The sequence below is a fragment of the Brenneria roseae subsp. americana genome (assembly GCF_003115815.1).
GTDB classification, from domain to species: Bacteria; Pseudomonadota; Gammaproteobacteria; order Enterobacterales; family Enterobacteriaceae; genus Brenneria; species Brenneria roseae.
In genome coordinates this window covers 19,181-40,256 of sequence record NZ_QDKJ01000009.1, presented here as the reverse complement: position 1 = coordinate 40,256, position 21,076 = coordinate 19,181, and the positions used below count along the sequence as shown (strand labels likewise).

The window sequence follows — 21,076 nt, the reverse complement described above, 5'->3', positions numbered from 1 at the left end:
CTGGGTTGATTGGCGGGGCGGGTTATCATTAACGAATTGTCTTAGTAATACCAAAAAACATGGCAGAGAAACGCAATATCTTTCTGGTTGGGCCTATGGGTGCCGGCAAAAGCACTATTGGCCGTCAGTTAGCTCAGCAACTCAATATGGAGTTTTTCGACTCCGATCAAGAAATTGAGCGACGCACCGGAGCTGATGTGGGCTGGGTGTTCGATTTGGAAGGCGAAGAAGGCTTCCGCGATCGAGAAGAGAAAATTATTAATGAATTGACGGAAAAGCAAGGTATCGTTCTGGCAACAGGCGGTGGTTCGGTCAAGTCTCGTGAGACACGCAATCGCCTTTCCGCGCGTGGCGTCGTCGTGTATCTGGAAACGACGATCGAGAAACAACTCGCCCGTACACAGCGTGATAAAAAGCGTCCGTTGCTTCAGGTTGAATCACCGCCGCGCGAAGTGCTGGAAGAGTTGGCGAGAGAGCGGAATCCGCTGTATGAGGAAATCGCCGATGTCACTATCCGAACTGACGAACAAAGCGCCAAGGTAGTTGCCAACCAGATCATCAACATGCTGGAAAGCAACTGATTGTAACGCATGGTTTTTATATCATGCTGATTTTTAACAGGCAATTGAGCGAGCATGGAAAGAATTACCGTAACATTAGCGGAACGTAGTTATCCCATTACGATAGCCGCCGGATTGTTTAATGATTCGGCTTCTTTTATGCCGTTGCAGGCCGGGGATCAGGCCATGCTGGTAACCAACCAGACATTGGCCCCTCTCTATCTTGAACGTGTGCGCCGTGTGCTTGAACAAAACGGTGTCCATGTTGATCAGGTCATCTTGCCGGATGGCGAGAAATATAAATCTCTGACCGTATTGGATCAGGTATTTACCGCATTACTTGCCAAGCCACACGGTCGTGATACCACCATTGTTGCCTTGGGTGGTGGTGTGATTGGCGATCTTGCCGGTTTTGCCGCCGCGAGTTATCAGCGGGGCGTCCGTTTTATCCAGGTGCCGACCACACTGTTGTCGCAGGTTGATTCCTCTGTTGGCGGTAAAACCGCGGTGAATCACCCGCTGGGTAAAAACATGATTGGCGCGTTCTACCAGCCGGTATCCGTTGTTATTGATCTGGACTGTCTGAATACTTTACCGGCACGCGAACTGTCGTCGGGTCTGGCAGAGGTCATCAAGTACGGCATTATTCTGGATCGTGATTTCTTTTTCTGGCTGGAAGAGAACATTGAAGCGGTGCGTTCATTGCAGCATGATGCGCTGGCTTACTGTATCCGCCGTTGCTGCGAACTGAAAGCGGCGGTGGTCGCCGCTGACGAACGCGAAAGTGGCGTGCGCGCGTTGCTTAACCTTGGGCATACCTACGGTCATGCGATAGAAGCGGAAATGGGATACGGTAATTGGTTGCATGGCGAAGCGGTTGCTGCCGGTATGGTGATGGCGGCTCATACCGCCCGGCGTCTCGGACAGTTTGCTGTCGACGATATCGAACGAATCAAATCATTACTGGTTCGGGCCGGCTTGCCAGTGAATGGGCCGGCGCAGATGACGCCGGAATCTTATCTTCCCCATATGATGCGTGATAAAAAAGTGCTGGCGGGTGAGCTGCGTCTTGTGCTGCCGACATCTATTGGTCATTCAGAAGTCCGTGGTGGCGTGGCGCATGATATTGTGCTGGCGTCGATAGCTGATTGTCTTGCCTGAGTGTTTCACTGTCGTGTTAACGAAATAACAAGTGTTAACGACAGATGAGCGCCGATGGTTTATGGTTAATAAAATACAATGCATTATGATTTAACAATTCGTAACGAGGATAATGTTGCGGATTTTAGCCTTTCAGTTGGGGGGTTTTAAATGGATGAGTTTAAGCCGGAAGATGAGCTGAAGCCTGATACCAGTGACCGTCGACCCACACGTCAGCAAAAAAGCAGCCGCTTTTCCGCACCGAAAATCACGCTTTCCAGACAACACCTGATGATTGGCATCGGGATTTTGGTGCTGGTATTGCTGATTATTGGGATTGGTTCTGCTTTACAGGCGCCTTCTCGTCCAGAGACGTCTCAGGCTCAAAGCCAAAGCGGCGATGAAAAGAGCATCGATCTCTCTTCATCGTCTTCGATGACGCAAGATTCACAGCCCGCCACATCCACTGAAAATCCTGCTGCGATTCCGGGGGAGGCAACTCATGCGCCACAGACGCTGAGTGCGCCGCCTATTTCCGGCACGCCGACGGAAGCCGCCGTCCAGCCGCAGCCGAGCGGTCAGCAGCGCATTGAATTACCGGGTAATATTACGGATGCGCTTTCTCAGCAGCAGGGCCGTGTCGACGAATTCTCTCAAGGCGCGACGGGAACCACGCTGCCGTCGGCTCCCGCGACGCTCGTACCGGCTGCGAAGATGCCACCGGTGGAAAAAAATACTCACAGCAGCAGGCCTGCGACCACGGGGACGCCGAAGGCGACGTCTCCCGCAGTAACCAGCAAGCCTGCCAATGCGTCCCCTGCATCAGGTCGTTCGATACAGACCGCACCTGACAGCCATTTTACTTTGCAGCTGAGCAGCGCATCTCGTTCAGATACGCTGGCAGCCTACGCCAAACAGCATAATCTTAGCCATTCGTGGGTCTATGAAACTAAACGTGACGGAAAATCCTGGTATGTGTTAGTGAGCGGAGTCTATGCTTCCCCTGCCGAAGCAAGACAGGCTATTACAACACTGCCTGCTGATGTACAAGCGAAAAAACCATGGGTTAAGCCGATCCGTCAGGTGAAGCAGGACTTGAATAAGTAACACCAATTTTAGCCCTGATGTGCTGTCTGACACAGAGTACAATCCGCGGCTCTGAAACGTATGAGTAACTAACGACGGCATGAAGAAAAACCGCGCTTTTTTAAAATGGGCTGGTGGTAAATATCCGCTGGTAGAAGAGATTCGTCGCTATTTACCCGCAGGAGACTGCCTTATCGAGCCCTTTGTTGGCGCGGGTTCTGTATTTTTGAATACAGAGTACGACAGCTACATATTGGCAGATATTAATAGCGACCTGATCAACCTGTATAATATCGTCAAGTCAAACACTGACGAATTTGTACGTGACTCTCGTAAGTTGTTTACGGAGGAAGTTAATACGTCAACGACGTTTTATCTGCTGCGTGAAGAGTTTAATCTTTGTACAGATGCTTACCGTCGTGCGGTATTGTTTCTTTACCTGAACCGTCATTGTTATAACGGCCTGTGCCGCTATAACATGCGCGGTGAATTCAACGTTCCGTTCGGGCGTTACAAGAAACCTTATTTTCCGGAAGAAGAGATTCGCTGGTTTGCGTTTAAGGCCAAAAGTGCAACGTTTGTCTGCGAACATTATCAGCAAACATTGACTAAAGCGGAGCCGGGGTCGGTTGTGTATTGCGATCCTCCTTATGCCCCGCTGTCGGCAACCGCGAATTTTACGGCGTATCACACCAATAATTTTAATCATGTCGATCAGCAGAACCTGGCCAGATTGGCGCAGCGTTTGTCGGTTGAAAGTCAGATTCCGGTGCTGATTTCCAATCATGATACGGTGTTAACCCGTGAATGGTATCAGGATGCTTCACTTTATGTGGTCAAGGCGCGTCGAACGATTAGCCGTAATATTCTGGGACGTAGTAAAGTAAACGAGCTATTGGCCTTGTACTGTTAATTTGCCGACGCCAAGCACAGCAGGGTTCCGGGAAACGGAAAGATGATTGGCTGGACAGTCGTATTGTTCAATAACTATGTTCAATAATTCTCGCTGAGCGGAGGATGGGTAAACGGACGCTCCGGCAGCAGAAATTCAGACTTATCGTTTGGAGAAGCAAATGAAACCGTTTTTAATCGCCCCGTCTATTCTGTCGGCTGATTTTGCCCGGCTCGGTGAAGATACGGCTAACGTACTGGCCGCTGGCGCTGATGTGGTGCACTTTGATGTGATGGATAATCACTATGTCCCTAATCTGACTATCGGTCCTCTGGTGCTGAAATCCCTGCGGGATTATGGCATTACCGCCCCGATTGATGTGCACCTGATGGTGAAGCCGGTTGATCGTATCATCCCCGATTTTGCCAAAGCGGGAGCGAGTTTCATTACGTTCCACCCGGAAGCGTCGGAACACGTCGATCGTTCTCTGCAATTGATCAAAGATCATGGCTGTAAAGCGGGCCTGGTTTTCAATCCGGCAACCCCGCTCAGCTACCTCGATTACGTCATGGATAAACTGGACATTATCCTATTGATGTCCGTCAACCCGGGCTTTGGCGGCCAATCCTTCATTCCGGGGACGCTGGATAAATTGCGTCAGGTACGCAAGCTGATTGATGACAGCGGTTATGACATCCGGCTTGAAGTGGATGGCGGCGTCAAAGTGGATAACATTGGTGATATCGCGGCGGCGGGTGCCGATATGTTCGTGGCCGGTTCGGCTATTTTTGGTGCGTCGGACTACCGTGCCGTCATTGAACAGATGCGCGGTGAATTGAGCAGGGTGGGGCATGACTGACATGACGCCGATTCGCGGGCTGGCATTTGATTTGGATGGTACGCTAATTAACAGTGCCCCGGGGTTGGCCGCCGCCGTTGATTTAGCGCTACAGGCGCAATCATTACCCGCGGCGGGTGAAGCGCGAGTGGCGACCTGGATTGGTAATGGTGCGGACGTACTGGTTGAACGGGCGCTGCGTTGGGCGGGTGTTGAACCAACCGCATCGCGATTGAGTGAGACCCGGGAACGGTTTGACCGCTACTATGCTGAAACCGTGGATAGTGGCAGTACGCTTTTCCCTCAGGTGAAAGAGACGCTGGCGGCGCTGGCGCAGCAAGGCTTGCCAATGGCGGTGGTCACCAACAAACCCACGCCGTTCGTTGCGCCGTTGTTGGCGTCGCTGGACATTGACGAATACTTTTCGCTGATTATCGGCGGCGACGATGTAGTGGCCAAAAAGCCGCACCCCGCGCCCTTGTATCTGGTCCTGGGCAAGTTGGGACTCCGCGCCAGCGAATTGCTGTTTGTGGGTGATTCGCGTAATGATATTCAGGCATCTCAGGCGGCCGGCTGCCCCTGCGTCGGCATGACTTATGGATATAACTATGGTGAAGCGATCGAATTGAGTCATCCTGACGTCGTGCTGGACCGTTTTGCCGATCTATTGCCCCTTGTCGGGCCGTCATCTTTAAAAAATCAGGAAGCATTAGCATGAGCAAACCCATCGTATTTAGCGGTGCACAGCCGTCTGGCGAATTAACCATTGGTAACTACATGGGGGCGCTACGTCAGTGGGTTAATATGCAAGATGACTACGATTGCATCTATTGCATCGTTGATTTGCATGCCATTACGGTGCGTCAGGATCCGCAGCAGTTACGCAAAGCGACGCTGGATACGCTGGCGCTTTACCTCGCCTGCGGGATTGACCCGAAGAAGAGCACTATCTTTGTGCAGTCACATGTACCGGAACATAGCCAACTGAGCTGGGTGCTGAACTGTTATGCGTATTTCGGTGAACTGGGCCGCATGACGCAATTTAAAGATAAATCGGCGCGTTATGAAGAAAATATCAACGCGGGTTTGTTTGATTATCCCGTGCTGATGGCGGCTGACATTCTGCTGTATCAAACCACTCAGGTGCCAGTGGGGGAAGATCAGAAACAGCATCTGGAACTGAGCCGGGACGTCGCCCAGCGTTTCAATAGCCTGTACGGCGATAACATTTTCAAAATCCCTGAACCGTTTATACCGAAGTCAGGTGCTCGCGTGATGTCGCTACTGGACCCGAGCAAGAAGATGTCCAAGTCGGACGATAACCGTAACAACGTGATTGGTCTGCTGGAAGATCCGAAGTCGGTGGTGAAGAAGATCAAACGTGCGGTAACGGATTCCGATGAGCCGCCTGTTGTGCGCTACGACATCGTGAATAAAGCCGGGGTATCTAACCTGCTGGACATTCTTTCTGCCGTGACAGGAAAAACCATCGCCGAGCTGGAGCAGGAATTCAGCGGCCAAATGTATGGTCACCTGAAAGGCGCCGTTGCCGATGCGGTGTCCGGCATGTTGACAGAACTACAGGAACGTTATCATCGCTTCCGTAATGACGAGGCCTTCTTGCAGCAGGTCATGCGTGAGGGCGCGGAGAAAGCCAGCGCCCGTGCCCAGGAAACGCTGAAGAAAGTGTATAACGCGGTTGGATTTGTCCCTCGTCCGTAAAGGTTAAATAATAATCAGGAGGCTTTTGCCTCCTGATTACCCTTCTTTCTCTGATAGCCTTACGGCTTTTATTCAGTTACTGCGGCAGCGGTGGAAACACATCATCCGGAATTGGGTTCTCGAACGGCGTCTGCCGGAGCTTGGCTTGATGGTCGGCTTTGGCCTGAGCGATCAACTCCGGCGTCAACATCAGATCGATAGCCAGTGACGCCATCGCTTTGGCGGCATATTCCATACCTTTGTGCGCCGCTTCCGTTTTACCCTGCGCGACCAACTGCCATGAGTGGGCCGGCGTGCCGATAGCATAGGTTGCACTACGGATCTGGACGGTCGGTACCACCCAGCTTACGGTTCCCACATCCGTGGAGCCGATAAAGGCTTCATTGGGGCTATAAAGCGGATAGATATCGTCGTGCAGTGCCAGACCCGGCTGTGGTTTTACACCAAACCGAGCGTAAGAGTTCGCAATGTCTTCCTCTGTCATCGCGGTCTGAAATTTAGCGGCGAGCTGGCGATCGTGTTCGTCAAACTCAATTGGCCCCAGCGTCAGCAAGTGTTCATGCATGCGCTGTTCCAGCGGCGGGTTGCCGATCAGGTTGGCATCGCCGCTAAGCACTTCGTGGCTGACTTCGGTTTCGGTCATCAACGCGGCGCCTTCGGCGATTTTTTTCACCCGTTTGACCAGCTGATGCAGCTCTGGCAATTGCCGCGCCCGAACAAGATAGCGAACGGTTGCATTGGCCTGAACTACGTTAGGCGCGTGGCCGCCGCTGTCGGTAATGGCGTAATGTACGCGGGCGGAAGAGGGCATATGCTCACGCATATAGTTAACGCCAACGTTCATTAACTCGACGGCATCCAGCGCGCTGCGTCCCAGGTGCGGGCTGCTGGCCGCATGGGCGGAGCGGCCTTTAAAGTAAAAATTCAGCTCGTTGCAGGCCAGTGATACCGGGCTGTTGACGCCGGTAAACGTCGCCGGATGCCAGCAGATAGCGATATCGACGTCGTCAAACACACCGGCTTTTACCATAAAGCCTTTTGACGATCCGCCTTCTTCTGCCGGGCAGCCATAGAAACGCACGGTTCCCTGCATCGCGTGTTTTTGCAGGTAGTCTTTGACGGCGGTTGCGGCCTGTAATGCGGCCGTGCCCAACAGATTATGTCCGCAACCGTGCCCGTTACCGCCGTTTTCCAACGGTGCGGGTTCTGTAACGTTCGCCTGCTGGCTTAACCCCGGCAGCGCGTCATATTCACCAAGGATCGCAATGACCGGCTTTCCTTCGCCAAATTCCCCCAGTAATGCGGTTGGCATACCGGCAATGCCTTTCGTCAGGTGAAAACCTTCTGCTTTCAGCGCCGCTTCATGCTGTGCGGCGGAACGGTATTCCTGATAGTTCAGTTCTGGCGTATCCCATATGCCATCACTCAGGGTAAAAAACTGTTGCCGTTTAGCCGCAATTAATCCGCAGATCTCTTCCACGGTTTGACGATCGACTGGCGGCAGTACCTCTTCAGTCTGTGTTAGGTTCATGCGCTATATGCTCTTCATTTTGTTATGACAAGGCGTGGACTTCATGTTCTGAGAGACTCAGAGTGGTGACGTATCCATGCCAAACCACTTCTCACTCAGCTGTTTCAGCGTGCCGTCGTTTTTAGCTTTCTCAATGGCCGCGTTGAACATGGCTTTTAATTCAGGATCGCTCTTACGCAGGCCAACGGAAGAGCCACTTCCCAGGATGCCACCGATAAACAGCGGTCCGGGCGTGACGATGTCGGTGTTGCCGGGTTTTTCAGTCACGCCTTTCAGGTAGGCGGCGGAAGCAATAACCAGATCGACGCGTCCGGCTTTCAGGTCAAGATCGTGTTCCTGTGTGGTTTTGTATTCACGTACGGTCATGACGCCTTTTAAATACTTATCCAGGAACGTGCTGGCGATTGAAGCGGACTGTACGCCAATGGTTTTGCCTTTCAGCAGCGGTTTCAGTTTTTCAATTTCCGCTACGGATGCCGCTTCATCCTCAGGTTTCATGGAGAAGCGTTTGCCTTCGTCAGGGAATTCTTTGGCTAACGTACTGGATTTCAGCACGGCGAAAGTTTGTCCGGTTTGCGAGTAGGGCTGGCTGAAATCGATGACTTCCCGACGCTTGTCTGTAGCGGACATACCGGAGATGATGGCGTCAAACTTGCCGGCGTTCAGTGCCGGAATGGTACTGGTAAAGGGCTGCACGATGATTTCGCACTTCACCTGCATGCTATCGCACAGAATTTTATACATATCGATTTCAAAACCATCCAGCGTACCGTCTGGCTTGGTAAAATTATAAGGATGGAAAGCGCCTTCAGTGGCGATACGCACCGTCGTCCATTTTTTCTCTTCAGCCGATGCGCCGAATGAAGCGGCCAGCGTGCCTGCCAGACACAGTGAACAGACGATCGTTTTTAATTTTGACTTCATCATAATGGTGTTCTCCCGGTGTTATAGTTTGACTATCTGTCAAGTAGATGATTTACCAACTGGCGATAAATTGCCTGAAGCGGGCGGACTGACTGGCGGTGAAAACCTGCTCCGGCGTACCCTGCTCTTCAATTTCACCCTGATGCAGGAACACCACGCGGTTAGAGACTTCTCGGGCGAAATCCATTTCATGCGTGACCACCAGCATGGTCATGCCTTCGTCTGCCAGCGTACGCATGACGCGTAACACTTCGCCGACCAGTTCGGGATCGAGCGCCGATGTGGGTTCATCGAATAGCATAACCTTGGGCGCCATGGCCAGTGCGCGGGCAATCGCGGCGCGCTGCTGCTGGCCGCCAGACAGATGGGAAGGGTAGTAATGCCGCTTGTCCGCCAACCCCACTTTTTCCAGCAGTTGCTCGGCATGCGCCACGCATTCAGCATGTGGACGCTTCAACACATGAACCGGCGCTTCAATAATATTTTCCAGAACCGTTTTGTGTGACCACAGGTTGAAGTTCTGAAAGACCATCCCGAGCTGGCTGCGTATGCGGTCAATCTGTTTCGGATTCGACGGTCGGTGTTGTCCTTTGCGGTTGGGTTTCATTTCAATGGATTCACCGGCGACGACGATCTCTCCCTGATCGGGAAGCTCCAGCATATTAATGCAGCGCAGCAGGGTGGACTTCCCGGAGCCGGATGAGCCAAGAATAGAAATCACTTCACCCTGACTGGCTTCAAAAGAGATCCCTTTCAGCACTTCCAGAGAACCAAAGCTTTTGTGAATGTTGCGCAGGCTGATGGCGGGTGTGGTCATTGAAGATCTCCCAGTTTCTTAATTTTTTTGGCAGTCGATGATGCGCCAGGCGCACGTAAATGTGGGGTCATGGTAAATTCGGCCCACATCAGCAGACGTGTCAGGATAAGGTTGATAAATAAATAGATCGCCCCGGCAACCAGGAAAACTTCGAGTGCCCGGTAGGTTTCCGCAATGATGCGCGCGGCAATACCGGTAATTTCCATCAGCGTAATAATGGATGCCAGCGAGGTTGATTTGATCATGGAGATCAATTCATTACCGTAAGCGGGCAACGCCTGACGGATCGCCAGCGGGAAAATGATGCGCTTGAAAATCATGCGTCTGGGCATGCCGCAGGCGCGGGCCGCTTCGATTTGTCCGTCGGGTACGGATTGCAGTCCGCCACGAATGATTTCACTGGCGTAAGCCCCGGTACATAAACTGAGCGACAGCAGCGCGCACCAATAGGGCTCACGCAGTACCGGCCATAGAACACTTTCCCGCACCCAGGTAAATTGCCCCAATCCGTAATAGATAAGAAAGAGCTGTACCAGCAGCGGCGTGCCGCGGAAAAACAGCACATAGGTCCGTGCAATGGATTGCAGTATCCGGTAAGTGGAAAGCTGCATTAACGCCAGCCCCAACGCCAGAAAGAAACCTAATGATACGGAACCGATGGCGAGTTGCAGTGTGAGCGGAATACCGGGAATAATCTCCAGAAACGTTTCATAAATAAAAGGAAAATCCATCAGCGTTTCACACCCCGGGAATAATAGGACTCCGCCCGGCGCATGATCCAGCCAGAACAGATAGAGATAATCAGATACAGAATGGCGGCAGCCATAAAGAAATCAAACGGTTTGCCCGTTGAGCCCGCGCCGGTCTGCGATTGGGTCAGGAGTTCGGCAACGCCGGTAACCGATACCAGAGCGGAGGTTTTTAACACCAGCTGCCAGACATTACCCAGCGACGGAATAGCATGACGCAGCAAAAGCGGCACAATGATACGTCGAAGTCGTAGCAGCGTTGGCATACCGCAGGCTTTGGCGGCTTCGATTTCACCGCGGGATACGGCATAGAATGCGCCGCGAAAAACTTCCGTTTGTTGTGCTCCGGAAGAGACGCCAACGGCAAACACCCCGGCAAGAAAACCGGGGAAGCCGATAAAGCCCTCGTTGCCAAAGAGTTTGCCCAGCATGGTTAACGCGGAACTGCCGCCAAAGTAAAGCAGGTAGATAATAAGCAGATCCGGGATGCCGCGCGTGATGGTGGTATAACCATCAGCCAGATAGCGAATTGGGCGATTACCGCAGATTTTTGACCATGCGCCGAGCGTACCGATGAATGCGCCAAGCAGAAAACCGCAGCTTGCCAGCGCGAGCGTCATGCCGGTACCAATCAGTAATAATTTCCCCCAGCCATGTTCACCAAAACTGATGAGTTGCCAGAAAGTTATTTCTTCCACGAATAGCTCCCAACTTCTTATTGTTCTGTCATTAAATACGCGGTGATCAGAACTGTTTTTGTGATCAGAGGACCGCACATCCTGTTCGGGAACGACGATGCAGATAGATAACTCAGCTAGAGAACGTGTTGCCCATAAAGCAAAGAGACATGATCAGGTAGTAACAGACGATCGGTTATTCGCCATTCGCCATGGTTCTCACACTAAAGTGCTTAGGATGCGAAGCAATATCCAGGCCATATTTTACCTGTTCGTCAATTGACTATTTATTCATATATTTTGCTTATTAATTAATGTGAACGTCTTCAAAATAGGCTAGATAGGGCGGGTGGTAAAGCACCGAATTTCCTCTTTGCAAGGAAATGTGACAATAAAGTGCATTTTTATGCTCCTTTATGGTGCATTGCTTTTGTGCGGTGCAAGGCGACCGCTATCCGGTTTTGGACGGCGGTTTAATAACGAAAGGATAATCGGCGGGTTATTTGGGCTGACGGGCAAACCAGTTCAGTTTTTCTCTCAGGCTGACAACGCTGCCAACGATAATCAGACACGGGCTTATCGCTTGTTTTGCCAGTTCGCCAAGTTGCGAAAGCTGACCGGTAAAGACCCGCTGCGTGGTTGAGGTGCCGTTTTCGATCAGCGCCACCGGTACGGTTTCAGGTAACCGTTGTTCCAGCAATTTGCGCTGGATATATTCCGCCTGCTGAAGCCCCATGTAGAACACCAGCGTCTGTTTTTCACCCGCCAGACTGGACCAGTCGAGCTCGGCGTCATGCCGGACATGGCCCGTTATCAGTCGCACCCCTTGCGAATGGTGGCGGTGGGTAAGGGGAATGCCGCTGTATGCCGCACAGCCGGAGGCGGCGGTAATGCCCGGAACGACGGAAAAAGGGATCCCCGCCAGTTGCAGATGTTCCAGCTCTTCGGCGCCACGGCCAAAAATGAAGGGATCGCCGCCTTTCAGCCGCACGACCCGTTTGCCGGCCAGCGCCTTTTCTTCCAGCAGCTGGTTAATCTGCTCTTGTGGAATGGTGTGGTAACCAGATGCTTTACCGACAAAGATTCGTTCGGCGTCACGCCTGATCAGATTCAGTACATCGCGGGAGACCAGTCTATCGTAGACCACAACATCTGCCAGCTGTAGCTGCTGTAAGGCTTTCAGCGTTAATAACCCGGCATCTCCCGGACCGGCGCCCACCAGAACCACCTCGCCTTTGTCATCCAGCGGTGCTGAAAAAAGCTGTTCGGTTAGCTGCTGTTCGCTGATGCTGTCGTTATTGGCCAGCGCCTGAGCCAGCCTATCGTGAGTAAACAGTTTTTCCCAGAAACGGCGTCGCGTTCCGGCATGCCGAAAGCGGCTCTGGACGCGCTGACGTAGTTCACCTGCCAATGCAGCCAGTTTGCCGAGGTGTTGGGGCAGGATCCCCTCCAGTTTTTCACGCAGCAGGCGAGCCAAAACCGGCGCAGTACCGCCGGATGACACGGCGACCATCAGGGGAGAGCGATCGATAATCGAGGGCATGATAAAGCTGGCATTTTGTGCATCGTCGATCGCATTACAGAAGATCCGCAGTTTGCTGGCGCGATCGTAAACCTGTTTATTGACCTCGCGATCGTCGGTGGCGGCAATGACCAGCCAGGCGCCATTCAGTAAATCCGGATGGAAGCTACCCTGTACCAGGGTTACCCGGCTTGCTTCCTGCCAGGTCAGAAATTGTTCATTGAAGCCGATCGCGTTCACCGTGAGAATCGCACCTGCGTCCAGTAGCAACTGCGCCTTTCGTTCGGCGATTTCTCCTCCCCCTACCAACAAACAATGTTTATCGCGTAACTGGCAGAATATTGGCAGGTAATCCATGTGGCGCCTCTTAATAAATTCGGGTCAGCAGAAGCGCCCCGCCATTGCGGCAGGGCGCGTAGCATGATGTTAATGACGGCATATTATCAACGGCGGTTACGCTTTCCGCGATGGATAAATGTTTAATTTGTGCATTGCCATCGATAACGACGGACGGGCTCTTACCCGGGGTACGGTTGGAAAATCGGTTGAATGAGCTATCGACCCAGAAGAGGGAGAGCCGTTGTCTGCATGAATTTTACCCATTCTTAAAATGTGGTCTTCCATTTTTCTAGTGATAATGCTCACAAGGATATGGGCATTTGCCCAGTAATCCATAACATAATTTCTTCATATGAAAGAAAATGCCTAATGACTAACGCAGAAACAACCTTAATAATTAAAAATAAAACACTATTTTTTTTTTATTAACACGTAGTTTCTTTTTGTGATGTTGATCGCTTTGTTTGGTCTAACCAGACAGATAGGTGCTTTTCCTCTTATCCGGGCCGGGCACATACCGCGACGTTATCCTTTAATTAATGCAGTTTATCGCTGCGAATCATGTACATGAGTCGTATTAAATATCAAGGCAGGTAACAACGTGAAAATAGAGTCAATTGATGTCACCGTCTTTACTTACCCTACTCGCCGGGTGTCTGACAGCGCGGGGCATTCACATCCGGGGGCTGAAAATCAGGCCAAATTGGCCCTGCTGACCATCAGCGCGGACGAGGGGCATAAGGGTTATGCATTTGCTCCGCCGGAAGTGATTCGCCCGCATATCGTGAATGCATTTTTCCGTAAGGTCTTGATCGGGCAAAACCCGTTTGATCGTGAGCGTCTCTGGCAGGATCTGGTGCATTGGCAGCGCGGCAGCGCCAACCAGTTGACCGATCGCGCACTGTCGATCGCCGAATCCGCGCTGTGGGATTTACAAGGCCGTGTGCTGAATATGCCGGTTCATAAGCTGTTGGGCGGCTATCGTGAAAAAGTGCCTGCCTACGGCAGCACGATGTGCGGCGATGAGCTGGAAGGCGGTTTATCCACGCCGGAAGAGTACGGCCAGTTCGCCGAGAAACTGGTGCAACGCGGTTATAAAGCGATCAAGCTGCACACCTGGATGCCGCCAGTATCGTTTGCGCCGAGCCCGAAGATGGACGTGAGGGCGTGCGCCGCGGTGCGTGAAGCGGTCGGTCCGGATATTTGCCTGATGCTGGATGGCTACCACTGGTACAGCCGCAGCGATGCGCTGTATATCGGCCGTGAGCTTCAGAAGCTGGGTTTCACCTGGTTTGAGGAGCCGATGGAAGAACAGAGCATGGCGTCTTACAGCTGGCTGACCAAAAATCTGGATATCGATGTGATTGGACCGGAAAGCCTGTCAGGCAAGTACTTCAGCCGTGCTGACTGGGTGAAAGAAGGCGCATGCGATATTTTGCGCGCGGGCGTACAAGGCGTGGGCGGCCTCTCGCCGTGTATGAAGGTCGCCAGCCTGGCGGAAGCCTTCGGTATGGATTGCGAAATTCATGGCAACGGCGCACCGAATCTGGCTGTGGTCGGTGCAATCAAGAACTGCCGCTGGTATGAGCGCGGACTGTTGCACCCCTTCCTTGATTACGACAAACCTGCCGCTTACCTGAATTCGATTGTTGATCCGATGGATGACGAGGGTTTTGTGCATCTGCCCCAGCGTCCGGGACTGGGAGAAGATATCAATTTTGACTGGATTGAGGGGCATACCTTAAGCAAAGAATAAAATTTTTCGTCCGATCTGAAAGAACGAACCCTTTAAAAAATAAAAAGTTGTCGTCTTCCATACTTCCACACCTGGAGAAGAATAATGAAAGCACGAGCAATACTCCGTACCCTACTGTTAAGTACCCTGTGTATGGCCGTAACACCGGCCATGCTGTCAGCCAAAACGCCGGACGATCAGCTGATCGTCGGTATGAACATGAACAATATGCTCTCGCTCGATCCGGCCGCGATGACGGGAAACGAAGTGGTGGGCATTATCGTCAATCTGTATGACTCGCTGGTGGTGCTCGATCCGGAAAACCTGAGTAGCGTCCAGCCTGCTCTGGCGAAAAGCTGGAGCGTGAGCGATGACGGCAACGTCATTACCTTCAATCTGGTGGACAACGCGAAATTTCATTCCGGCAACCCTGTTACGGCGCAAGATTTCGCCTGGTCGATGAAGCGGCTGCTTAACCTCAACATGGCGCAGGCCACGACCTGGAAATCCTATGGCTTCACGGCGGAAAACGTGGAGAAAATGATCCGCGCCAAAGATGACCATACGATCGAAATCGAATTACCCAAACCAAACGATCCCAAACTGATTATCTATTCGCTGGCAACGCTGGGCAGCGGATCGGTGCTGGACAGCAAAACGGTGATGGCGCATGAGAAAAACGGCGACTGGGGCAACGGTTGGCTGACAACTAACGAAGCGGGATCTGGCCCGTTCAAATTGGATGTATGGCAGGCGAAAGATGTGTTGCGCATCAGCCGGGTTGAGGGCAACTGGCACGGTGATGCCAAAATGAAACGCGTCATTTTCCGTCATATGACCGAGTCGCAGGCGCTGCGCCTGATGATTGAAAAAGGCGATATTGATGTCGCTTCCGGGATGTCGGTGCCGGATATTAACGCCCTGAAACAGGACAAGAACGTTGTCGTGGATGAGGTGAAAAAAGGCACGCTGTATTACGTCGCGATGAGTCTGAAGAATGAATACTTCGCGAAGCCCAAGGTGCGCGAAGCGGTTCGTTATCTCATTGATTATGATGGTATTAACAAAACGGTGATGACCGGTTACGGTTTCTACCACCAGCGTCCCATCCAGCAAGGGATGGATGCCACGCTGCCGGATCCCGGCTACAAGCTGGATGTGACGAGGGCAAAAGCGCTGCTGGCGGAAGCGGGCTATCCGAATGGATTTGAAACCACGCTGCGTGTGCTGTCGGATCAGCCTTTCCTGAATCTGGCGACGTCGGTGCAGTCAACGCTGGCGCAGGCCGGCATCAAAGCCAAAATTATCTCCGGTACCGGTAATCAGGTTTATGGCGCAATGCGCGATCGTAAATTCGATATGCTGGTTGGCCGCGGCGGCGGCGGCGTCGATCCGCATCCTCACTCCAGCCTGCGCTCCGTTGTCTACAATCCGGATAACAGCGACGAGGCCAAACTGACCAATTTCCAGGGCTGGCGCACCTCTTTCTACGATAAACCCCTGAACGACATGATTGATCAGGCGCTGTTGGAGAAAGATCCTCAGAAACAGAAGCAGATGTATATCAACATCCAGAATCGTTATGAAGAACTGTTTCCGGCCATCATTCCGGTGTCGCAGATGATCGATTCCATCGTGTTGCGGGAAGACGTGAAAGGCTATGTGCCGCATCCGTCCTCTACGACACAGCTGCGCGAGGTCTATAAACAGCGCTAGTTTCCACGCTTTCCGCGGATGATTGGCCGGGCTGCTGCCGGCTAATCATCCCGCTCGGGAACGTCAAAAACGACATAACTGCGTTAGTGGGGACTTAACGTCGCCGTTAACGGGATATCAGGAGAAAGAACATGGTTTTCTCTGACTGGATCAAGCCGGGTGGGATATTGCGTCGATTGGCAAAACGTCTGTTTCAGGTTGTCGTCACGCTGTTCGGATTATTGATCCTGACCTTCGTGATTGGCCGCGTGATGCCAATCGATCCGGTTCTGGCGATTGTCGGACAGGATGCCGACCAAAGTACTTATCAACAGGTTTATCAGCAACTGGGGTTGGATAAGCCGCTGTATGTGCAGTTTTTTATCTACTTCAATTCGCTCATGCACGGCGATCTCGGTAATGCGCTTCTGACGGGGCGACCGGTAATGGACGACATTATCCGGGTTTTCCCCGCCACCGTTGAGCTTGCCACGATGGCGATTATCGTCGGTGCCGGTTTAGGCGTGCCGCTTGGCGTGCTGGCGGCGGCAAGACGCGGCAAATGGGCGGATTACGTTGTGCGCTTTATCAGTCTGGCTGGCTATTCCACGCCGATATTCTGGGTCGGGATGATGGGGCTGCTGGTGTTTTATGCCTGGCTCAACTGGGTCGGCGGCGCCGGACGGGTGGACATGGCGTATGACGGTCTGGTGGAAAATCGTACCGGCCTGCTGTTGCTGGATGCGATGCTGGAAGGAAACTGGGAGGTTTTTCGCAGCGCGCTGAACCATCTGGTATTGCCTGCCACCATTCTGGGGTTTCATTCTCTGGCGTATATCAGCCGCATGACGCGCAGCTTTATGCTGGCGCAGCTCTCGCAGGAATACATCATTACCGCGCGGGTAAAAGGTCTGTCTGAATTCCGGGTCGTCTGGGCCCACGCGTTTCGCAATATTCTGGTGCAGCTTCTGACGGTCGTGGCGCTGGCTTATGGCTCACTGCTGGAAGGGGCGGTGCTGATCGAAACCGTATTCTCATGGCCGGGTTTTGGTTCTTATCTGACCGGCAGTCTGCTGTTGGGAGATATGAACGCGGTTATGGGATGCGTACTGCTGGTGGGGCTGATTTTCGTCACTCTCAACCTGCTGTCGGACATGCTGTATCAAATTTTTGATCCGAGGACGAACGCATGAATATTTCCTCTGAGCCGCCGGTAGTTCGTGAATCGACCGTTGGTAAATCGATCGCGCGCACGCCACCCGAAAAGCGAGTGGGCCGCCTGAGGCTGCGCGGTGCACGGATCGCCGGGTTTCTGCTGTTGATGATGCGTAACCCGCTGACCGCGATAGGTTCCGCTATTGTGCTGATGCTGCTGTTGGTGGCGATTTTCGCACCGTGGATCGCCACGCACGATCCGCTGGTGCAGGACCTGGCCAATGCGTTACAGGCACCGGGCGCCGCCCATTGGTTTGGCACCGATGAGTTTGGCCGCGATGTCTTTAGCCGCCTGGTCTATGGTTCGCGCATCACGCTGTATATTGTGGCGCTGGTGTCGGTAACCGTTGGGCCTATTGGTCTGCTGCTGGGCGTGGTCGCGGGTTATTACGGCGGCATCGTTGATACCATCCTGATGCGCATCACCGACATTTTCATCTCTTTCCCCAGTCTGGTGCTGGCGCTGGCGTTTGTGGCTGCGCTTGGTCCCGGGCTGGAGCATGTGATTATCGCGATTACGCTAACCGCCTGGCCGCCGATTGCCCGTCTGGCAAGGGCCGAAACGCTGTCCTTGCGTCATGCCGATTTTGTTTCTGCCGTGAAACTGCAAGGGGCATCCTCTCTTCGCATTCTGCTGCATCACATTGTACCGCTGTGTCTGCCATCGGTAATTATCCGTATCACCATGAATATGGCGGGTATTATTCTGACCGCCGCCGGACTGGGTTTCCTGGGATTAGGGGCTCAGCCGCCCGATCCTGAGTGGGGAGCCATGATTTCGGCCGGTCGCCGTTACATGATGGAGTGCTGGTGGTTAGTGACTATTCCGGGGCTGGCGATTTTGATCAACAGCCTGGCGTTCAATTTCCTTGGAGACGGCCTACGTGACATCCTCGATCCCAGAACTGAATAATCTTTCCCGGCGCGTACCGCCGGCGGATCCGCTGCTGGACGTTGAAAATCTGCGGGTAAGTTTTGTCAATGGCGAGGTGGTCACCGATGCCGTGCGCGGTGTCTCTTTCTCGCTGGGGTGTGAAAAGCTGGCCATTGTCGGCGAGTCAGGCTCGGGTAAATCAACCGTGGGGCGCGCCTTGCTGCGTTTGCACCCGCACAGCGCGCGTATTACGGCAGATCGGCTACGTTTCGGCGACACGGATTTGCTAAAAGCAGATGAGGCCCGGATGCGTCAGATCCGCGGGAAACGCATTTCAATGATTATGCAGGATCCAAAATATTCATTGAATCCGGTGGTCTGCGTTGGCGATCAGATCGCAGAAGCCTATCTGGCTCATCATCGCGTTTCACGCCGCGAAGCGAAGGAAAAAGTAATGGCGATGCTGGACGTGGTACGCATCCGCCAGCCGGAACGGGTATATAACCTGTATCCCCATGAAATTTCAGGCGGGCAGGGGCAACGCATCATGATTGCGATGATGTTAATCACCGAACCGGAAGTGGTGATTGCTGATGAACCGACGTCGGCGCTGGATGTTTCTGTGCGTTTACAGGTGCTGGCAATGCTCGACGATCTGGTCGGCGAACGTGGGCTGGGGCTGATTTTTATCAGCCATGACATCAATCTGGTTCGCAGCTTCTGCGATCGGGTGCTGGTGATGTATGCCGGGCGGGTGGTGGAGTCCATCGCCGCCGCCGATCTGGATAATGCACGGCATCCTTACACCCGTGGTTTGCTGAATTCGCTACCGGATATTGACCATCCGCGTCCGCGCCTGCCTGTGATGAACCGCGATCCCGCCTGGATTAATGAGTAAGGAGCCGGTATGGCGACGATGAACAAGTCCACGAATATGAACAGACCCATGATTGAAGTGAATAACCTTAATCTGTCGTTTGGTCAGGGAAGTACACAGAATCAGGTTCTGTATGACGTGAATCTTACCGTTGACGATGGTGATATTTTCGGTCTGGTCGGTGAGTCAGGCTCGGGTAAAACGACCGTGCTGAAATGCCTGGCCGGATTGTTTAATCACTGGCAAGGACGTTTACTGATTGATGGTCAGCAACTGGCGCACCGTATCGATCAGGATCGCTGCCGTCGAGTGCAGATGGTCTTTCAGGACCCCTATGGCTCCCTGCATCCTCGTCATACGGTGGAAGCGATTCTGGAAGAACCGCTGTCAATCCACCGTTTTAACGACCGTGACGATCGTATTGATACGCTGCTGGAGAAAGTAGGCCTGGGGACGCACTTTCGCCGCCGCTATCCGCATCAGCTTTCGGGCGGGCAGCGCCAGCGTGTGGCGATTGCCCGCGCCTTGATTCTGGAACCTCAGGTGTTGCTGCTGGATGAGCCGACCTCTGCGCTGGATGTTTCCGTGCAGGCGGAAATTCTTAATCTGCTGGCTGAATTGCAACAGCAGGAGCGATTGACGTATCTGTTGGTCACGCACGATCTGGGCGTTATTTCTCATTTATGCCATCGGGTCGCGGTGATGCAATACGGACGAATACTCGAAACGCTGGATATTGGCGATTTAACCCGGGATACGCCAAAGAATGCTTATACCACGATGCTGGTGGATGCCAGCCGTCAGTACAGCCGCGATTTGGCTGTGCGTTCGGAACGTATGGGGTAATTCTCTTTCATATCATGTAATAAAACCTCTGGAGCTGACTTTAGTGCCAGCTCTTTTTTATGACGGTCTATCCTGCCCGCCACCCTTTGGGCCGTCGCAGGCGACGTTGAAAACGCTCCCGCAATGGGTTTTGTGCTTAACCGCTCGTTACAATCGGACTTTGCTACGTAAAAAAAGGTAAATGGGTGGCTTTGAAGAGTGTGGATATTTACAATCACTACGCTTTCTGTAGTTGGCCTCTTCAAAAAGGAATTCTCAATGTTCAAACGTACTCTGGTTGCGGCAGCAGCCTTTATTTCACTGACCGCGCTCTCTCCGGTATTGGCCGCTTCTGGCACCACGCACGTACAGCTGACTACGTCGGCCGGGGATATTGAACTGGCGTTGGATAATCAAAAAGCACCGGTCTCGGTGAAAAATTTTGTTGAGTACGTTAACAGCGGTTTCTATAACGGTACGACGTTCCATCGTGTGATCCCGGGCTTCATGGTTCAGGGTGGGGGTTTTAGCAGTGATATGAAACAGAAAGCCCCTAATCCTCCGATCAAGAACGAAGCGGACAACGGTTTGCGTAACCTGCGCGGTACCATTTCTATGGCGCGTACGGCGGAAAAAGACAGCGCTACCAGCCAGTTCTTTATTAACGTGGCAGATAACGCCTTTCTCGATCATGGTCAGCGCGATTTCGGCTATGCCGTCTTTGGGAAGGTGGTGAAAGGCATGGAAGTCGTGGATAAGATCTCTCAGGTGCAGACTGAAAACGTCGGCCCTTATCAGAATGTGCCAACCAAACCTATCGTTATTCAGTCAGCGAAAGTGCTGCCCTGAGCCGAACGACATATTGGATCGAGAACATGAAGAAAGGCCAGAATCTGGCCTTTTTTACATTGGTCATCGCGAAACCCACTTATTCAAGCGAGCTCGCCCGTTGCTGTAACCCGGCGTCATCTGATCGGTGACCGACGTTACGAGCCCTGCGATTTATCATCGTTGCCATGTATGATTAATGTCACTTTGTGGTGGTATGTAGACGTGAG

20 protein-coding genes are annotated in these 21,076 nt (G+C 52.7%); 14 read left to right on the top strand and 6 right to left on the bottom strand.

The features are described from left to right. Positions 1-59: 59 nt before the first annotated feature. The 7 genes from aroK (at position 60) to trpS (ending at position 6,238) form a co-directional block, all read left to right on the top strand. A complete protein-coding gene (gene aroK, locus B4923_RS12660) occupies positions 60-581 on the top strand; it encodes a shikimate kinase AroK (protein WP_109054730.1) in 522 nt (173 codons plus the stop codon). A gap of 54 nt (positions 582-635) precedes the next feature. Next, positions 636-1,721 carry a 3-dehydroquinate synthase gene (aroB, locus tag B4923_RS12655; RefSeq protein ID WP_109054729.1) on the top strand — a complete coding sequence of 362 codons (1,086 nt, stop codon included), beginning with the start codon at positions 636-638 and terminating at the stop codon, positions 1,719-1,721. Positions 1,722-1,871: 150 nt separating this feature from the next. Continuing rightward, the gene (locus B4923_RS12650) at positions 1,872-2,807 is read left to right on the top strand and encodes an SPOR domain-containing protein (protein WP_109054728.1); all 936 of its coding nucleotides are present in this window, start codon (positions 1,872-1,874) and stop codon (positions 2,805-2,807) included. Positions 2,808-2,886: 79 nt separating this feature from the next. Beyond that, positions 2,887-3,699 (top strand): adenine-specific DNA-methyltransferase, encoded by an 813-nt coding sequence (dam, locus tag B4923_RS12645; protein WP_109054727.1) that lies wholly within the window; start codon positions 2,887-2,889, stop codon positions 3,697-3,699. A gap of 160 nt (positions 3,700-3,859) precedes the next feature. Then, a complete protein-coding gene (rpe, locus tag B4923_RS12640) occupies positions 3,860-4,537 on the top strand; it encodes a ribulose-phosphate 3-epimerase (RefSeq protein ID WP_109054726.1) in 678 nt (225 codons plus the stop codon). Then, the gene (locus B4923_RS12635; protein ID WP_109054725.1) at positions 4,530-5,234 is read left to right on the top strand and encodes a phosphoglycolate phosphatase; all 705 of its coding nucleotides are present in this window, start codon (positions 4,530-4,532) and stop codon (positions 5,232-5,234) included. The genes rpe and B4923_RS12635 overlap by 8 nt, the downstream gene beginning before the upstream one ends. Beyond that, positions 5,231-6,238 carry a tryptophan--tRNA ligase gene (gene trpS / locus B4923_RS12630; RefSeq protein WP_109054724.1) on the top strand — a complete coding sequence of 336 codons (1,008 nt, stop codon included), beginning with the start codon at positions 5,231-5,233 and terminating at the stop codon, positions 6,236-6,238. Before B4923_RS12635 ends, trpS begins: the two co-directional genes overlap by 4 nt. 76 nt (positions 6,239-6,314) lie before the next feature. Here the strand turns inward: trpS and B4923_RS12625 are convergent, their stop codons facing one another. The 6 genes from B4923_RS12625 to cysG form a co-directional block, all read right to left on the bottom strand. Beyond that, positions 6,315-7,769 carry a M20 family metallopeptidase gene (locus B4923_RS12625; protein WP_109054723.1) on the bottom strand — a complete coding sequence of 485 codons (1,455 nt, stop codon included), beginning with the start codon at positions 7,767-7,769 and terminating at the stop codon, positions 6,315-6,317. 57 nt (positions 7,770-7,826) lie between these two features. Further along, entirely contained in the window at positions 7,827-8,696 is an 870-nt protein-coding gene (locus B4923_RS12620; protein ID WP_109054722.1) for a transporter substrate-binding domain-containing protein, read from the bottom strand. Positions 8,697-8,745: 49 nt separating this feature from the next. After that, positions 8,746-9,510, bottom strand: a complete 765-nt coding sequence (locus B4923_RS12615; protein WP_109054721.1) for an ABC transporter ATP-binding protein — start codon at positions 9,508-9,510, stop codon at positions 8,746-8,748. Continuing rightward, entirely contained in the window at positions 9,507-10,241 is a 735-nt protein-coding gene (locus B4923_RS12610) for an ABC transporter permease (RefSeq protein ID WP_109054720.1), read from the bottom strand. The genes B4923_RS12615 and B4923_RS12610 overlap by 4 nt, the downstream gene beginning before the upstream one ends. Further along, positions 10,241-10,957, bottom strand: a complete 717-nt coding sequence (locus tag B4923_RS12605; RefSeq protein WP_109054719.1) for an ABC transporter permease — start codon at positions 10,955-10,957, stop codon at positions 10,241-10,243. The genes B4923_RS12610 and B4923_RS12605 overlap by 1 nt, the downstream gene beginning before the upstream one ends. Before the next feature lie 478 nt (positions 10,958-11,435). Next, positions 11,436-12,815, bottom strand: a complete 1,380-nt coding sequence (cysG, locus tag B4923_RS12600; protein ID WP_109054718.1) for a siroheme synthase CysG — start codon at positions 12,813-12,815, stop codon at positions 11,436-11,438. Positions 12,816-13,398: 583 nt separating this feature from the next. Here cysG and B4923_RS12595 point away from each other — a divergent pair. The 7 genes from B4923_RS12595 to ppiA all read left to right on the top strand — a co-directional run bounded on the left by B4923_RS12595 (position 13,399) and on the right by ppiA (position 20,867). Further along, a complete protein-coding gene (locus tag B4923_RS12595; RefSeq protein WP_109054717.1) occupies positions 13,399-14,553 on the top strand; it encodes a mandelate racemase family protein in 1,155 nt (384 codons plus the stop codon). Positions 14,554-14,637: 84 nt separating this feature from the next. Next, positions 14,638-16,248 carry an ABC transporter substrate-binding protein gene (locus B4923_RS12590; RefSeq protein ID WP_109054716.1) on the top strand — a complete coding sequence of 537 codons (1,611 nt, stop codon included), beginning with the start codon at positions 14,638-14,640 and terminating at the stop codon, positions 16,246-16,248. A 131-nt stretch (positions 16,249-16,379) separates the two neighbouring features. Further along, the gene (locus B4923_RS12585) at positions 16,380-17,420 is read left to right on the top strand and encodes an ABC transporter permease (protein WP_109054715.1); all 1,041 of its coding nucleotides are present in this window, start codon (positions 16,380-16,382) and stop codon (positions 17,418-17,420) included. A 128-nt stretch (positions 17,421-17,548) separates the two neighbouring features. Beyond that, entirely contained in the window at positions 17,549-18,355 is an 807-nt protein-coding gene (locus tag B4923_RS12580) for an ABC transporter permease (protein ID WP_245929583.1), read from the top strand. Further along, a complete protein-coding gene (locus B4923_RS12575; protein WP_211313951.1) occupies positions 18,327-19,214 on the top strand; it encodes an ABC transporter ATP-binding protein in 888 nt (295 codons plus the stop codon). Before B4923_RS12580 ends, B4923_RS12575 begins: the two co-directional genes overlap by 29 nt. Before the next feature lie 48 nt (positions 19,215-19,262). After that, entirely contained in the window at positions 19,263-20,039 is a 777-nt protein-coding gene (locus tag B4923_RS12570) for an ABC transporter ATP-binding protein (RefSeq protein WP_211313956.1), read from the top strand. 258 nt (positions 20,040-20,297) lie between these two features. After that, complete coding sequence (ppiA, locus tag B4923_RS12565) at positions 20,298-20,867, top strand: peptidylprolyl isomerase A (protein ID WP_109054712.1); 570 nt, start codon at positions 20,298-20,300, stop codon at positions 20,865-20,867. Positions 20,868-21,076 lie beyond the last annotated feature (209 nt).

Coding starts and splice junctions, on each gene's coding strand:
- aroK (WP_109054730.1), top strand. CDS start 60: ATGGCAGAGAAACGCAATATCTTTCTGGTTGGGCCTATGGGTGCCGGC.
- aroB (WP_109054729.1), top strand. CDS start 636: ATGGAAAGAATTACCGTAACATTAGCGGAACGTAGTTATCCCATTACG.
- B4923_RS12650 (WP_109054728.1), top strand. CDS start 1,872: ATGGATGAGTTTAAGCCGGAAGATGAGCTGAAGCCTGATACCAGTGAC.
- dam (WP_109054727.1), top strand. CDS start 2,887: ATGAAGAAAAACCGCGCTTTTTTAAAATGGGCTGGTGGTAAATATCCG.
- rpe (WP_109054726.1), top strand. CDS start 3,860: ATGAAACCGTTTTTAATCGCCCCGTCTATTCTGTCGGCTGATTTTGCC.
- B4923_RS12635 (WP_109054725.1), top strand. CDS start 4,530: ATGACTGACATGACGCCGATTCGCGGGCTGGCATTTGATTTGGATGGT.
- trpS (WP_109054724.1), top strand. CDS start 5,231: ATGAGCAAACCCATCGTATTTAGCGGTGCACAGCCGTCTGGCGAATTA.
- B4923_RS12625 (WP_109054723.1), bottom strand. CDS start 7,769: ATGAACCTAACACAGACTGAAGAGGTACTGCCGCCAGTCGATCGTCAA.
- B4923_RS12620 (WP_109054722.1), bottom strand. CDS start 8,696: ATGATGAAGTCAAAATTAAAAACGATCGTCTGTTCACTGTGTCTGGCA.
- B4923_RS12615 (WP_109054721.1), bottom strand. CDS start 9,510: ATGACCACACCCGCCATCAGCCTGCGCAACATTCACAAAAGCTTTGGT.
- B4923_RS12610 (WP_109054720.1), bottom strand. CDS start 10,241: ATGGATTTTCCTTTTATTTATGAAACGTTTCTGGAGATTATTCCCGGT.
- cysG (WP_109054718.1), bottom strand. CDS start 12,815: ATGGATTACCTGCCAATATTCTGCCAGTTACGCGATAAACATTGTTTG.
- B4923_RS12590 (WP_109054716.1), top strand. CDS start 14,638: ATGAAAGCACGAGCAATACTCCGTACCCTACTGTTAAGTACCCTGTGT.
- B4923_RS12585 (WP_109054715.1), top strand. CDS start 16,380: ATGGTTTTCTCTGACTGGATCAAGCCGGGTGGGATATTGCGTCGATTG.
- B4923_RS12580 (WP_245929583.1), top strand. CDS start 17,549: ATGATGCGTAACCCGCTGACCGCGATAGGTTCCGCTATTGTGCTGATG.
- B4923_RS12570 (WP_211313956.1), top strand. CDS start 19,263: ATGATTGAAGTGAATAACCTTAATCTGTCGTTTGGTCAGGGAAGTACA.
- ppiA (WP_109054712.1), top strand. CDS start 20,298: ATGTTCAAACGTACTCTGGTTGCGGCAGCAGCCTTTATTTCACTGACC.